This is a genomic window from Paenibacillus sp. cl130, assembly GCF_900116035.1.
Lineage (GTDB): Bacteria > Bacillota > Bacilli > Paenibacillales > Paenibacillaceae > Paenibacillus > Paenibacillus polymyxa_B.
On the sequence record NZ_FOYG01000009.1, the window covers coordinates 83,742 to 98,638 of the forward strand.

The window sequence follows — 14,897 nt, forward strand, 5'->3', positions numbered from 1 at the left end:
CATTGGGGAAGAAAAAATACAACATCTCTGTTGAGGCGACGTTAGAGGTGATCGGCGGGAAATGGAAATGCGTGATTCTGTGTCATTTGACACATGGAAAGATGCGGACAAGCGAATTAAAACGGATGATGCCTTCCATAACACAAAAAATGCTGACTCAGCAGCTTCGTGAATTAGAGGAAGACGGCATTGTCAATCGGATTAGCTATAATCAGGTTCCACCCAAAGTGGAGTACGAGCTTAGTGAATATGGGTGTAGTCTGAAAGGCATTTTAGATTCTCTTTGTGCTTGGGGAGAAAGACATATTATTAAAGAATACGGGGATAAATCTACGGTTTTGGAAGATAACATTCTGAATAAGCTGTAAAGCCAAAAAGAGCGCCTGCATACATCAGCAGGCGCTTCTCTCTCCGAATTCCAAGGGTTACGAATTGGACATCATTTTAATTTGTGAAATCGATGACCATGCGTCCTTGGATTTTGCCCTGCTCCATCTCCTCGAAGATCTCATTAATGTCTTCGATCGGACGTTTTTGTACAAGAGGGACGACTTTACCTTCTGCAGCGAACTGGAACGCTTCTTTAAGGTCTTCACGAGTGCCGACCAAGGAGCCAATAACTTGAATGCCGTCCAGAACCAGACGTGGAATGTCCAGATCCATCTTATCAGTTGGAAGACCTACAGCTACAACACGCGCGCCAGCCTTTACAACGTCGATGGCCTGGTTGAAAGGTGTTTTGGCAACAGCAGTAACCACGGTTGCGTCCAGACCAGCACCGTTTGTTAGCTCCTTAGCTCGGGCGACCGGATCTTCTTTCATGCTGTTAACGATATAGTCAGCACCAATTTGTTTAGCCAGTTCTAGTTTTTCATCACTGATGTCAAAGGCTACAACTTTAGCATTGAATACATTTTTGGCGTATTGCACAGCCAGGTTACCCAAGCCGCCAATGCCGAAGATACCGATCCATTGTCCTGGTTTGATTTCACTTACTTTAACTGCTTTATATGTTGTAACCCCTGCGCAAGTTACACTACTTGCAGCAGCAGGGTCAAGACTATCTGGTACTTTGACCGCGTAGTCAGCTGTGACAATACATTGCTCTGCCATTGCACCGTCTACCGTATATCCGGCATTTTTAACTTCACGACACAGCGTTTCCCGCCCGGTTAGGCAATATTCGCAGTGACCGCAGCTTTCGAACATCCAGGCAATACTTACGCGATCACCAATCTTAAGACTGGTTACTCCTTCGCCTAATTCAATGACTTTTCCAATACCTTCATGCCCCAGAACTCTGCCTGTGACATCACCGAAATCTGCATTTTTCACATGTAAATCTGTGTGGCAAACTCCACAGTATTCGACTTGGACTAACGCTTCCCCATGCTTCAGGGAGCGTAAAGGTTTCTCTTCTACACTGACTTTCTTGTCTTTTGTAACAATTGCTGCTTTCATGTAGATCTCTCCTTTAATTAGATATGGAATTATTTTGTAATGCACACTTCATTATTATAGTAATTTTTGCCCAAAAAGGACAAATATAAATCTAACTTAAAACTATTTAATCGAAAAACGCTTCTTTCTAAGTCCTTGGACCCTTGTAGGAACTTTGTACAATAATTTACAATGTAAAAAGTTTCACATACTCTATTTGGAAGAAGGATAAAGAAACATGAAAAAAAACTGGAAAGGTTGCCTGTTCAGCATATTTTCCATTATCTTGGTCGCGTCGGTAACAGGCTGCAATTCACAGCCCGCCATTTCTAGTACCACCAGCACTTCATCCTCATCGGCTAACAACGCTCATGCAGTTGTTCAGAAAGGCCCACACTGGTCCTATGAAGGAGATCAGGGACCGGAACATTGGGGAGAGCTGGAAAAAGATTTTGTTGCTTGTGGTAACGGCCACGAACAATCTCCTGTCAATATAGAGCATACCCATTTGGAAGCATCGCAAACGCAGCAACCGCTGCAAGTTCATTACACTAATACGAAAGCATCCATTTTGAATAATGGGCACACTGTGCAAATCAATGTTGCCGATGCCAGCAATAGCATCATGCTGGACGGTACTAAATTCACTTTAAAGCAGTTTCATTTTCATCACCCGAGCGAACACCAAATAGATGGTAAAAATGCTGAAATGGAGCTTCATTTTGTCCATCAAAGCGACAACGGAAGCACAGCTGTCTTAGGGGTCCTTATCCAAAGTGGCAAAGAAAACAAGGCTTTCAACCGCATTTGGTCCAAACTACCAAAGGATAATTCCCAAGAAGCGGCGGCTCTAGATGAAGAAATAAATCTCGCTGCGCTGCTGCCAAAAGACCTGCACTCCGTTCGCTACAACGGATCGCTGACTACCCCGCCATGCACAGAACATGTCAATTGGACAGTGCTGGAGCAGCCTATTGAAATGTCCGCAGACCAAATCAACCAGTTTGCTGCCATTTTCCCCGATAACCATCGTCCTGTACAACAGCTGGGAACCCGGGAACTGACTGCCGATAAATAATAAAATAAAGTGCCGTAAGATGTAAGGTGCATTCTATATATAAATACAACCCAAAAGCCCCCTCTATTCATCTAGTTAGAGGGGGCTTTTCGGTATTAAATTTACTGCTTATTACAAGCGCACCAGTTCCTCCACCTTCACCGGCTGACCTGTACGCATAGAACGGTTGGCGGCGATGCCTGTTAAAATGGACCATGCACCGTCGATATGTGAGGCCGCACGATGAAACCGATCCTCTGCTGGCTTATCAAAAATATCACGCAGCATAACTGGATCTCCTCCGCCATGCCCACCCTGGCCTTCCTCCACTTCGACCTCATAAGGTGCTGCAAAGTGGGGATAGATGGTGATGGTCTTCTCTTTTAGCGCACCCTCATCTGCCTTGCTGCCGCCGGAATTAACATAAGATTGCTCGGATACCCGAACCTCCATCCGTCCCTTCGTGCCGTTAAATACGATGATAAAGCCCTCCCAAGGCATGTAAGCATTCAGTGAATAGTTCATCACCGTCTTGTTCTGATACTTCACCATGACACTCAGCGTATCTTCAATGCTGATATTGTCGCCAAATACGCTTTGATCCCGCACATAGCCATCCTCATGCTCAGCGTCCAGATACATGCTTTTTAGATGCTCGTTACGGTCCAGGTGTAGCGCAAAGGGGTCATTTTCCGCTGCCTTGCTGCCGTAAGCTCGTTGATAAAAATCCGTCACGCCACGCTGCTCCGCATTTTCCCGTCCGTAAAATTTCAGATCCCCCATCGCATACACCGTCTCCGGTTTTGAGCCAAGCCAGAAGTTCATCAGATCAAAATGATGCGTCGACTTGTGCACCAGCAAACCGCCGCTATTGCGCTTGTCTCGGTGCCACCGACGGAAATAATCCGCGCCATGCTGTGTATTCAGCAGCCATTCGAAATTGACCGACAGCACCTCTCCGAGCGTTCCGTCCATGATGACCTCACGGATTTTCGTATTGTGTGGCGCATAGCGGTAGTTAAAGGTGACGCGCAGCTTCCGTCCCGTGCGGTCTATGGCATCCAAAATGTCTTGGCATTTATCTTCATCCACCGTCATCGGCTTCTCGGAAATGACATCACAGCCCAGCTCCATCGCCCGGATAATATACCGATGATGCACCCGGTCAATGGTCGTGACAATGACGATATCTGGCTTCGTCTCCGCGATCATCCGATCAAACTCGTGAGCTTTATAGGTCGGAATCGGCTCATGCTCGTATTTCTCCTGCAACAGCCGATTGGCATAATCCATTCTCGTCTGATTGACGTCACAGAACGCGATCAGCTCCGAGGTATCTTTGAAAACGGTAACAACTTCACCGTAAAAAAATTCGGCTCTTCCTCCGGTACCCACAAGTGCATATTTGATTTTAGGCAATTGGTTCACACCCTTTACATGAATTGCTTTTATTTTATAGTATAAGAAAGAGCGAAATCTTCGCTTTTATTATGATTTTTCCCGTAAAGTGTACATATATTATCCTTATGCATTTTTTATTAAAGGAGACTATCGATATGATCGCTACACCCCGTTTTGCCATCGAGCAAGCACTGCGGAAGGTGCCATTCAGCATGTCTGCCGACCATGTCCACCAAGCGCACGAAATCTATTATTTGCTGGCAGGAGAGCGCTACTACTACATTAATCAGCGGGTATACGCGCTCCAGAAGGGCGATCTGATTTGGATCAGCAAACATGATTTTCACCGTACGAGTAACAAGGGTAGTGGTAGCCATGAACGGATTTTGATTAACTTTGATGAAGAATTTGCAGCCTCGTCAATGAATGTCTCTCCCTCCAGCGATCAGAACCAGCTTCTTCTGCCAGAAAAAAGCTTTCTGCTTCGCCCCTCCGCGGAAGAACAATGCGAGCTGGAGCATCTATTCCGGCAAATGCTAGATGAATACCACCAAGAACATGCCTACCGCCAACTATATCTCCAAAGCTTGCTACTCCAGCTCATTATCCGCATCCGGCGCATACAATCGGCCACTGCCGATACCATTGCACCGGAACGTAGCGAAAAGCAGCAGCGCGTGTACTCGGTCATTGCATACCTGCATGCTCATTATGACGAGAGCCTGTCGCTAGATCAGCTGGCTGAGCATTTTTATATTAGCAGCACATATTTGTGCCGTATTTTCAAGCAGACAACAGGTTTTACTTTAGTAGAATATCTTCAGGATGTGCGGGTGCAGCAGGCTCGTGCGTATTTGAGAGAAACGAGCTGGAAAGTAACCTCCATTGCTGAAAAAACGGGCTTTGACAGCATTGCTCACTTTGGTCGTGTATTCAAGCATCTTACCGGGCACACCCCGCTACAGTACCGAAAAAAATACAAAAAGGAGTAGAGGAATGCCCCTACTCCTTAACTCCCATCAAGGTGATGCCTTCAATAATTTGCTTTTAGACAATGATGAAGATTTCGATTTAAGATATTTTTTGTAGCTTGGTAAGCGAATAGGTGCGGCCACCATCTGAAGTATAAAAATAATTGAATGGACTTAAGAACTCGCAAACCTGGAATGTGTCCAAATTAATAACGATGTAATTAGGACCATACGAAAAATCGGCTTCCCCTGTTCCAAAGGTTCTCGGAGTTTGAAGACCCGAAGGATCGGTGTAATCCATAATATGGGTTACATCTCCTTTTACATTACGATAATAGCTGTTACTATACAGCCATGACCCCTTATTGATTTCAATCAGTAATGCATTTGGAGCAGAATAGGGTGCACTACTGGAGAACGACCCCAAATATACGCCCTTTACTTCAGCTACTGAAATGCTCATATCTCTAGCGGAATACCCATTTGGGGTATACCAGGTTTCGTGGTTTTCCCAATTGAGTCCCGTTAAGATATTATCTCCGTTGCTGCGGATCGTTGAAAGATCATAATACAATACGACTCTGGAAAGGTCAGCTGTACAATTGATAATGGCAGAGGCACCCGATGGATTGGAAGCATTCCACATCAATTTATAGCTGCCTTTTTCTTCACCTGTCGCAGAACCAATTACAATCGCATATTTACCTGCCGGGATATTAATGTATGCTTGACCTCCGTTTGCTTTAACACCCCATCCAGTAGAACTGCCTAACGAGCCGTTGGCATTGACATTGTACAGAATAGCCAACAGATTTGGATTGCTGGAATCCAGCTTTAGGAATGATAGCTGCTTTGCAGTGAGAGAAACCGCGTAGCTATCAAATGAATCACTGAGAGTGCCATCTCCTACAAATACAGGTTCAGAGATACCCCATGCGCTTTGCGGTTTAACGGTTCTGCTCTGGGTTGAATCTGTGGAAATCTTTTTCGCTTCGTCCGGAGATATTTCATCTAGATTTTCAAATTTTTGAGTATCCATTGCAGAATACGGTATCGAGGACATGGATTGAATTTCTGCCTTCTTCGTCTCTTCCTTAGCCGCTTGCGACGTTGTTTCACTTGCCGCGAAAGAGGGAACTACTGAAACACTGTACATGAGCAGTATTGCCAAAATAAAACTAACACTTTTTCTGACAAATTTCATAATGTACTCCTTTCACGATTGAGATACTTATTTTCAAAAAATTAGTAAGCTTCGTTCTAGGAAGTCATCTACATGATCATCTCTAAGATGCATAACGTAAAAGTCTATATCACTCGCATTCTCCTTTCGTAGTTTTGAATATGAGTCAATCGTTTTTTCTGTTGTGTCTAGATTATTAAATAGTACAGAAGAAATTTCAATGGACTGGCGTAGATAGTATGTTGATGTCGTAAACAGCATGAAATACGAGTAAATTTCCGTCCGGACAACTAAAAGAGGTGTCGCAAACCAGCTGTAAATTAGCTGTTTCGCGGCACCCTTCATTAATTTGGGCATGCCTTTCTGATGATAGGACTGATTACGCCAAGGGTATCAGTACGACGCTACATTTCGTTCAAAAGACTTCAAGAAAGCATACTGTATTTATAATATTCACTGCAATACATCATCTGAATATACCTCAAGCAGGTTAGTAATATAATTCCTGCTCACAGGGAGATTGGTAATCTCATGACCATTAAAAATATCGACGGAATATGGATAAGTTATTTTTACTCTGTAGATTTTAGATTTTGCAATTACATACGACCTATGTATCTGGATAAAATTTTCACAGCCTAATAACTGCATCACTTTGTTTAAGGTTCCTCTAAGATAGATTTCCTCTTTTGTTGTATGATAGATTATCGTATGATTATTCACTTCCACAAAAACTATATCACTTTGACGAACACTATTTATGGTGGACTCTGCTATGATAGTGAACACTCGCTCCGGTTTTTTTTGCTTCACTACTCTATCCAAAAATAGCGAAAGTCGCTTCTCGTCAATAGGTTTTTTCAAGAAGCCCATTGCTTCCACTAAATATCCGTCAATAGCACGAGCAGAATCAACGGTAACAAAAATGATAGGTACCCGATTGCCCATTTTTCGGATATGCTTTGCTGTAGTCATCCCATCAATATCTTCTTCACTACTTAGCGAAATATCGAGCAAAACTACGTCTATATCTATGTGAGCATTAAGATATTGAATTAATTTCTGGGACGAATAAAAATCAGCACATTGCAGCTCTATATTTTTATTTAAAGCCCACCGAGATATAGACGCTTTTAACGCATCGCGCCAATAACATTCGTCTTCACAAATTACGACCTTCACGGCATACCACTTCCTTCATTTGTACAGTTAAGATACAAGTGTTGAAAATTTATGGTCGGTGGCTACAGCCTGCGGCGCTTTACCGAATTGCTTGATATGTGATTCTATGACGGGGACGGGCAATTCATCTTCAGACGGGTTTCCTTCATAATACGGCGTAGCACGAGACGACTTATTTGGAATCTTTTTTCCCTCGACAACAACAACTTCTACATGGGCGACTCGAATTCCTTGCTTGTTTTTAAGGCGAAACTCTGACTTTTTAAGGGGTAACTAATCAGAACCTGGAAAACAATTTTTAACAAAAGCTTAACAGACCCAGAAGCTGGGGGCCAATGAAAAGGCAGCCCCACAGCGCTTGATGCTTTTTCTGCATCTTGTCACCTTCCTCCCCGGTCACGGCCCATCCCGTGCCTACTTGACCGCCTTGGATATGATCTGATTCAACTTTTCAATGGTTGCCGCAGCATCCTGCTTGCCCAGAAACATCAGGTCGATGGTTTCCGTGATATCCGAGTTCAACCCCGGCACCTGAGCATCATAGGCCAGTGCAGATCCATGAGCATGCCCTATGTTACATCCCTCAGTCAAATAGCTGGAATGCTCAATTGTCGCCTTTTTCTTAATGCTCTCATCTGCCGCAGCAAGTGTACCCATGGCATTCCCGCCTTCAACTAGCCGCGCCTCCTGCCCCTTCACAGAGACGTAGAATGCTGCCAGCTTCATGGCCTCTTGCACATGCGGACTATTTTTGTTTACAGCTACATAGGCAACCGGAATGGCGACGGGCTCATTCTTACCGGTATTGGATGGCCAGTAGATATAATCGAAGTCGAGGCTTTTATTTTGACTAAACAAGGGCTCCAGCCATCTTCCCGCCGCCAGCATGCCGACTTGATTGGACATGAACATCGCGTCAGCCCCTTGCCCTTTGGGAAGCGAGCCGAGATATACCGCATTTCCCTTTTTCACCATATCGTACATAAAACTGAAGGCTTCCTTGCCCTTTTCATTGTGGTCCAGCACATATTTGCCTTGTTCATCAAAGATCTGACCGCCATTCGACCACACCCATGAATACCAGTGAGCCCACCAGTTTTCCGCAATATAACCCTGCTTTCCAGCTGCCTTCAGCTTGGATGTAACCTCCTCAAAAGCATCCCAGTTCCACTTGCCTTCGTCATAGTATTCTTGCGGCGTCTTCACGCCTGCTTCCTTAAATACCTTTTTGTTGTAATACATGACCATCGGGTTGGAGTCGGGAGTGACCCCATAGATTTCCCCGTCACACTTTGCCGGTCCCCACAATCCTTCCGGAAAATCCTCAGCCTTCACATCACTCGCATCACTATTTAAAAACTCACCCAAAGGCTGCACCTGCTTCGCCCCGATCAAACGCGCAATCGTCGGTTCATACGCATAAAACACATCCGGTCCGCGACTTTCCTGAAGCTGTGTCAGCAGCTTTTGCTCATATTGGTCTCCCGGCACAGGCACCAGCTTAACCTCGATATATGGGTTTTCCTTTTCAAATGCATCCAGCGCCCGCTGATACACCTTCACCTCCGCAGGATTACCCCAAGCCAGCATCGTAAGCCGCACTTTTTGCCCGTCTGTGTTCTTTATTTTGGGAGAGGTACTGCATGCCGCTGCAAGCAAAAACAGAACGCTGAGGAAAAATCCAATCTTTATCCAGCTCATGTAATTGTCCACCTTAACCGCCTCCTGTAGCTTCACTTGGTTGTATGTCTTCTTTTTTTGAAACGCTTACAAAACTTTCCCTATCATCATATGTAGGAGGGCGAGACACGATATCCCCATTTTCATTTCTATATAAAATTTATTGTTCTCGACGAGATCTGCATATCAATGTTGCTGTAAAACGAACAAGGCAGCCTTTGAAGCAAGGCTGCCTTGAATATGCTAATAAGCTACAAAGCGGACAACGATCCCTCAGGTTGCTCCGCTCTGACAAGCAAAGCTGCTTGGGCAGCGGCAATGCGGGCAAATGGCACCCGGTACGGTGAGCAACTGACATAGTCCAGTCCACTGCGGTGACAAAAGAGAATAGACTCACTATCCCCGCCATGCTCGCCGCAGATACCTGTCTCCAGAAAAGGCTTTTTTGCCCTGCCTTTGACAACAGCCCATTCGATCAGCTTGCCTACGCCATCCTGATCCAACACCTGAAAAGGGTTCGTTTCCAGTATGTTTTTTTCCATATAGGAGCCGAGGAATTTACCTTCAGCATCATCTCGACTGTAACCAAAGGTCATTTGCGTCAGATCATTGGTTCCAAAGGAGAAAAAGTCCGCGTACTGGGCCACGCTATCTGCCAGCAGGGCTGCTCTTGGAACCTCAATCATGGTGCCCACCCGATACTTGAACCACTTAAATTCCTCGCTAAGCACCTGAACAGCTACCTTATCAACCAGTTCCCTCATTTGCTTGAGTTCATTGGAGTGACCGACCAGCGGAATCATAATCCCCGGTCTCACATCCACGCCCCTGCGTAGTGCCGCTTCCGCGGCCTTAAAGATCGCTTCAATCTGCATGTCGTATATCTCTGGAAACAGAATGCCCAGCCGAACACCGCGCAGACCCAGCATAGGGTTAATTTCCCGTAGTTCATGAACCTTGGAGATAGTGCTTTTAAGACGCTGGAGCTCCTCTGCATGGCCGCCGGAAAGCACAAGCTCCCGATGTCGCTCCTGAAGCTGTTCCAGATTCGGCAGGAACTCATGTAACGGCGGGTCCAGCAGGCGAATCGTCATCGGTAAACCGTCCATCGCACTGAACATAGCCTCAAAGTCAAATTGTTGCATTTGGAGCAGACGATTCAAATGAAGAATCCGCTCCTCCTGATCATCGGCCAAAATCATCGCCTGAACGATAGGTAGACGATTGCCAGAGAAAAACATATGCTCCGTCCGACATAGCCCGATGCCTTCGGCTCCAAATTCACGGGCTTTGACTGCGTCGAGTGGCGTATCCGCATTAGTGTAGACCTTCAACGTCCGAATGCCGTCCGCAATCTCCAGCAGCTTCAGTAACTCCGGTGTAATAATCGGCTCATTGAGCGACAGACTGCCTTGGTACACCTGTCCGGTGGTCGAATCGAGTGAAATATCCTCCCCTTCCTGAAAGGTCAGGGTACCGATACTGACGCTCCGACTGCTCAGATCAATGCTCAGCGCGTCACAGCCGCAAATGCAGGGTTTACCCATGCCCCTTGCAACCACAGCAGCATGGCTGGTCATCCCACCTCGACTCGTCAGCACCCCTTCGGCGGCAATGATTCCGTGAACATCATCGGGTGAGGTCTCCACACTGACCAGGATGACTTTTTGCCCATCCTTCGTCCAGTTCACTGCCGTATCCGCGTCGAATACAATACGCCCACTCGCTGCGCCAGGCGAGGCTGGCAAACCTTGGGTAATTGCCTCCAGCGGTGTGGAAGTATCAATGGAGCGATGCAGCAGCTGGTCCATGTGGGACAGTTCGATCCGCTGGATAGCCTCCTCTTTGCTGATAATCCCTTCCTCCACCAGATCCACAGCTATTTTTACAGCCGCCTGCGCCGTTCTTTTGCCGCTGCGCGTCTGTAGCAGATACAAATTGCCTTTTTCAATCGTAAATTCGATATCCTGCATATCCCGGTAATGACACTCCAGCAATGAGGCCAGCTCTTCCAGACGATCATAGACTAGCGGCAGCTCTTCCAAAAGTTGTGGAATAGGGTTAGGCGTTCTTATTCCTGCCACGACGTCCTCTCCCTGAGCATTTACCATATACTCACCGTACAGTTCCTTCACACCTGTGGAGGGATTGCGGGTGAAGAGCACTCCGGTTCCGCTATCGTTGCCGAGATTGCCAAACACCATGGCCTGAATGCTCACTGCTGTTCCTTGTTCATCTGGAATGCCGAAAGCCTTCCGGTAAACCTTGGCACGCATATTGTTCCAACTGCGGAATACAGCCTCCACCGCCAGTTGCAGTTGCTGATACACATCCTGTGGAAACGGCTGTCCACTCCGCTCTGCGACAAGATCTTTATAATTTGCGATCAGTTCCTTCCATTCTCCTGCGCTAACCTCTTGGTCACTGACACGCCCGTTGGTTTGCTTGCTCTGCTCCTGAAGCTGATTAAAATGGATGGAGTCTATCCCTAGCACGACCTCGCCGAACATTTGAATAAATCTGCGGTAACAGTCATAGGCGAAGGTTTCATTTCTCGACTGTTCTGCCAATCCACGCACGGTTTCATCATTCAGACCCAGATTCAGAATCGTATCCATCATACCGGGCATTGAGGTTACCGAGCCTGAACGGACAGATACCAGCAAAGGCCGCTCCGTATCTCCGAATATAGCCGACTGCGCTTCCTCAATGTCGTGCAGGGCGATTACGATCTCCCCCAATAAGCCCTCCGGAAGCTTGCCGCCTGAAGCAAAGTAGGCTCGGCACGCCTCGGTGGTCACCGTGAAGCCGGGAGGGATCGGGAGACCCAGTGTCGTCATTTCCGCGAGATTAGCGCCTTTTCCTCCTAGTAGCGCTTTCATCCCCAACTTACCTTCGTTAAATGAGTACACTCTTTTCAGCATTAAATTCATTCCCTCCACTTATCGAGATACATGCCTGAATTAATCTATATGTCTATTTAAAGTTGTAACACAAATCAGGAGGAAATTTCAATATATATGACGTAATATATACCTATAACATTCATTTATGATGTTTTAATTAATGAATAAACTTATTTATAAAACACTTTAATTCGGAATTAGACGTATATCGGGATAGAATGACACGATTTAAAAAAACAAAAAGGACATCTGTCTAGACGTCCCTTTGCTCAGCTCAGATTTTATTTTTCTACATCTCTGTTAGCATCTTTTCAAAAATATTATAGCCGTTCGTTTCGCCTATATACGTATAACCGCATTGTCTGTAAAACTCGCTAAGCTTGTCATTGCCCGCAATACAGTCTAAACGAATTCGATCCTTGCCTGTGAAGTGGATGCCTTGTCCAATCCATTGCATCAGCTCACGGCCTAGCCCTTTCCCAGTGCTATCGCGATCCACAACCAAACGATGCAGATATACTGAGGTTCCTCCTTCAGAATCCGTTTCGTCTAGTCCCCACAACTTACGGTCCCATGCACTGGGCTGCTGCTGCAAGATCACTGCGCCTGCCAGGCTATGATCCTCTGATGCTCGGAAAATAACCACTTCTCCGCGTGCAATAGCGCCGCCCAAGTTGTGATCATCTTTTCCTTTTAGTAAGCGTCCCCATTGTGTGGAGCCTTTGCTGTGCAGCCATCTGGCCGTCTTTAAAATTAACTCCTGAACCTCAGCCTGATCTTCAGTGCTTGCCTGAAAAGCCATTAATTCTGGTGTGACGGATGATTTGACAATAGTCATTGATGTCATGCTGCACCTCAACTCTCAAATTTTCCTTATGTATAAAATATAGCATAAAAAATGAGCGTCTAAATCTACAAAATCATCCTCTTCATTACCTCTATAATATAAATACGGCTATACTCTTATCGATCATTTATGGTGAAAAATGTAACCTTTCTAATCATTTCAACCGATGATATCCGTATGAGAAAAGATGGAAAGGTTGTGAATGAGGTGCCAAGCCGTAATCCATATCTCCTCAAAAAGATATTTGGCATAAACAAAGAACGTATACTCATCTTCGCGCTGCTGCTGATCCCGGCTATCGCTGCCTTTATTGGAACACGGCCTATGCCTGCACAGTATATTTTGCAAGGAGAAATGCATCCGGTCAAAGATCTTGGCGTTCAGGGAAGCGTGTTTTTTGCGTCTGTTCAAACGGGTATTGCTAACAATCTCCTGGAGCGTTGGAATGTATATTCCAGTGAAAATGTATCCGGGGGAGCGATTACATTTGAACCCCTTGCCCCTGATGAAGTGGACTCTTATTTGAAGGACCTCACAGAGACGGACACGCTAAAATATTCTGCCATGCAAGCCGTACATGCAGCGACGGAATTAAGCGTAGACAGCGACACAGCTGAGGCTACGGCGACGTTCTCGAATCTTAGCAAATTGGAGGATGCTCGCTATGCGGAGCTATTGACTCATTTGCAGGATCTTTCGGGAAATTCCTTGGGTCTGATGACAGGCATCGGACTGTATGAGGAAGCCAATAACATCGACTTTTCAGATGGCGGACGTCACAAAATCGCAGGCTCTGGCACGATGGAAGAATACGGAGATGTCGGATCGGTCGGTGGACTGGAGCAAAAGCTGCTGGGAGCCGAGGCTGCAAAGGTTGATCTATTTTTCGTACCGGCAGATTATGAATGGTACGGTGAGGAAGGCAACGAAGCAGAAGCTGCCCGAGTCCAAAAGGAGCATGGACTCAAGCTACGCATTATCCCCGTAGAAACACTGGAAGATGCTATCGTGTATTTGAAGCAACTAGACTGGGAGGAAGTACATCTTGAATGATTCAGATTCCAAAGCATTCCCGTCCAAGACAGCTGGCAGTGTACATCAAGCCTTACTAGCAGTGGGCACTATGGGTGAATTTCTCATCCTTATTTTTACGTTAGTGTATATTTACGCAAATGATTTTTATTACGATCATCTATACGAGCTGGAGCAAAAATTTACAGTTTTTAGCTTTGTTTTATACTACATGTGTTTTGTAACCTATCTGATCTGGCTAGTTCAAGTACATAAAGCCATCCGGCAAAAGCATTCCGATTATCCGATTCGTACCGTGGGAGCCATTGCTCGCATGATTCCTTTTATTAACTTGTGGGGATTCTCCAATACATTCACCCATATTTATAGCTACTTTGCGCTCCACCCCGAATTGGAGCGCAAAGCGCGTTATATTCAAAAGATGATTGTTCCGCTATATTTTGTCTGGTTTGGTGAAGGGATTATTAACCGGATTCTTATCTTACATTTTTCCCATATGGAGTCGATGTCCATGTTGCTGGAAGCTATCATGCAAACCACCAGAATGGCCTTCTTTTACTGCATGACACGGGTCATTCACAATAGTCTGGTCATGCTGAATAAAAAAGATGAAGAAGGATTGCATTAAAAAAACGAGCTGACCTCCACGGTCAGCTCGTTTCAATTTCCGGTAAAGTGCGTTACTCCATAAACAATATTTAATTCGTCTGTGCAGCAGGTACAATTCGGTATAATCCTGAAGTCTCGCCAGCCGCGGGACGTAATTCCTGGATGAACCAGCCTAACGACAGCACTCTCTCCAGCCGATCATACTCAGCCTTCGTCAGTTCGGATGTAACAGCTTCGCTTCCTTCCTCCAGTGACAGCTCAGGCTCCCGCCCGAACGCAACGGCAATCCACGAACGAATACCCCGGATCGTATTGTACTTGATCTGATATCCGTCCGTTACCGCGCTGACAAACACCTCCGGCTCTTTGGACGCCAGTCCGGTGACAAGCTCTGTATAATCAAAATCGGATGGTCCGTCCGTTGGCAGCTCATTTTGCTGCACCCGACGGATTAATTCGTCTTGGGACCAGCCTAAAGAGCGTAATGATTCCAGCAAGAGTGCGTCCCATTGGGAAATACGTACTCTTTTCGTCAATTCAGTCATCGTTTTTTACCTCCTTTGGGTCATGCACATCGTACAACCGCTCT

The 14,897-nt window shown here is 45.9% G+C and carries 13 protein-coding genes; 5 read left to right on the plus strand and 8 right to left on the minus strand.

What is annotated here, in order from left to right; all coding sequences use genetic code 11:
* The first annotated feature begins 2 nt into the window (after window positions 1-2).
* Entirely contained in the window at window positions 3-368 is a 366-nt protein-coding gene (locus BM358_RS21695) for a winged helix-turn-helix transcriptional regulator (protein ID WP_028541937.1), read from the plus strand.
* 76 nt (window positions 369-444) lie between these two features.
* Here the strand turns inward: BM358_RS21695 and adhP are convergent, their stop codons facing one another.
* Complete coding sequence (gene adhP, locus BM358_RS21700) at window positions 445-1,461, minus strand: alcohol dehydrogenase AdhP (RefSeq protein ID WP_023986589.1); 1,017 nt, start codon at window positions 1,459-1,461, stop codon at window positions 445-447.
* Window positions 1,462-1,678: 217 nt separating this feature from the next.
* Here adhP and BM358_RS21705 point away from each other — a divergent pair, with 217 nt between their 5' ends.
* A complete protein-coding gene (locus tag BM358_RS21705; protein WP_028541936.1) occupies window positions 1,679-2,518 on the plus strand; it encodes a carbonic anhydrase in 840 nt (279 codons plus the stop codon).
* Window positions 2,519-2,629: 111 nt separating this feature from the next.
* Here BM358_RS21705 and BM358_RS21710 read toward each other — a convergent pair whose 3' ends face one another.
* Window positions 2,630-3,916: a Gfo/Idh/MocA family protein gene (locus BM358_RS21710; protein WP_028541935.1), complete on the minus strand. Its 1,287-nt coding sequence runs from the start codon at window positions 3,914-3,916 to the stop codon at window positions 2,630-2,632.
* Window positions 3,917-4,053: 137 nt separating this feature from the next.
* On the opposite strand from BM358_RS21710, the gene BM358_RS21715 reads away from it, so the two are divergent.
* The gene (locus BM358_RS21715) at window positions 4,054-4,890 is read left to right on the plus strand and encodes an AraC family transcriptional regulator (RefSeq protein WP_028541934.1); all 837 of its coding nucleotides are present in this window, start codon (window positions 4,054-4,056) and stop codon (window positions 4,888-4,890) included.
* A gap of 79 nt (window positions 4,891-4,969) precedes the next feature.
* Here the strand turns inward: BM358_RS21715 and BM358_RS21720 are convergent, their stop codons facing one another.
* The 5 genes from BM358_RS21720 to BM358_RS21745 form a co-directional block, all read right to left on the minus strand.
* On the minus strand, window positions 4,970-6,073 hold the full coding sequence (locus tag BM358_RS21720) for a hypothetical protein (RefSeq protein WP_023986585.1): 1,104 nt from the start codon (window positions 6,071-6,073) through the stop codon (window positions 4,970-4,972).
* A gap of 432 nt (window positions 6,074-6,505) precedes the next feature.
* Window positions 6,506-7,234, minus strand: coding sequence for a LytR/AlgR family response regulator transcription factor (locus BM358_RS21730; RefSeq protein ID WP_023986584.1), 729 nt, complete (start codon window positions 7,232-7,234; stop codon window positions 6,506-6,508).
* Between the two features lie 414 nt (window positions 7,235-7,648).
* Window positions 7,649-8,947: an ABC transporter substrate-binding protein gene (locus tag BM358_RS21735; protein ID WP_028541932.1), complete on the minus strand. Its 1,299-nt coding sequence runs from the start codon at window positions 8,945-8,947 to the stop codon at window positions 7,649-7,651.
* 218 nt (window positions 8,948-9,165) lie between these two features.
* Window positions 9,166-11,838 (minus strand): pyruvate, phosphate dikinase, encoded by a 2,673-nt coding sequence (gene ppdK / locus BM358_RS21740; RefSeq protein ID WP_028541931.1) that lies wholly within the window; start codon window positions 11,836-11,838, stop codon window positions 9,166-9,168.
* A 271-nt stretch (window positions 11,839-12,109) separates the two neighbouring features.
* Window positions 12,110-12,667, minus strand: a complete 558-nt coding sequence (locus BM358_RS21745; RefSeq protein ID WP_028541930.1) for a GNAT family N-acetyltransferase — start codon at window positions 12,665-12,667, stop codon at window positions 12,110-12,112.
* Between the two features lie 177 nt (window positions 12,668-12,844).
* On the opposite strand from BM358_RS21745, the gene BM358_RS21750 reads away from it, so the two are divergent.
* Both BM358_RS21750 and BM358_RS21755 read left to right on the plus strand, forming a co-directional pair.
* Window positions 12,845-13,720 carry a hypothetical protein gene (locus tag BM358_RS21750; protein WP_231517208.1) on the plus strand — a complete coding sequence of 292 codons (876 nt, stop codon included), beginning with the start codon at window positions 12,845-12,847 and terminating at the stop codon, window positions 13,718-13,720.
* On the plus strand, window positions 13,713-14,327 hold the full coding sequence (locus BM358_RS21755) for a hypothetical protein (RefSeq protein ID WP_028541928.1): 615 nt from the start codon (window positions 13,713-13,715) through the stop codon (window positions 14,325-14,327). Before BM358_RS21750 ends, BM358_RS21755 begins: the two co-directional genes overlap by 8 nt.
* Before the next feature lie 70 nt (window positions 14,328-14,397).
* On the opposite strand, the gene BM358_RS21760 is transcribed toward BM358_RS21755, so the two are convergent.
* Complete coding sequence (locus tag BM358_RS21760) at window positions 14,398-14,853, minus strand: hypothetical protein (protein ID WP_028541927.1); 456 nt, start codon at window positions 14,851-14,853, stop codon at window positions 14,398-14,400.
* Window positions 14,854-14,897: the final 44 nt, after the last annotated feature.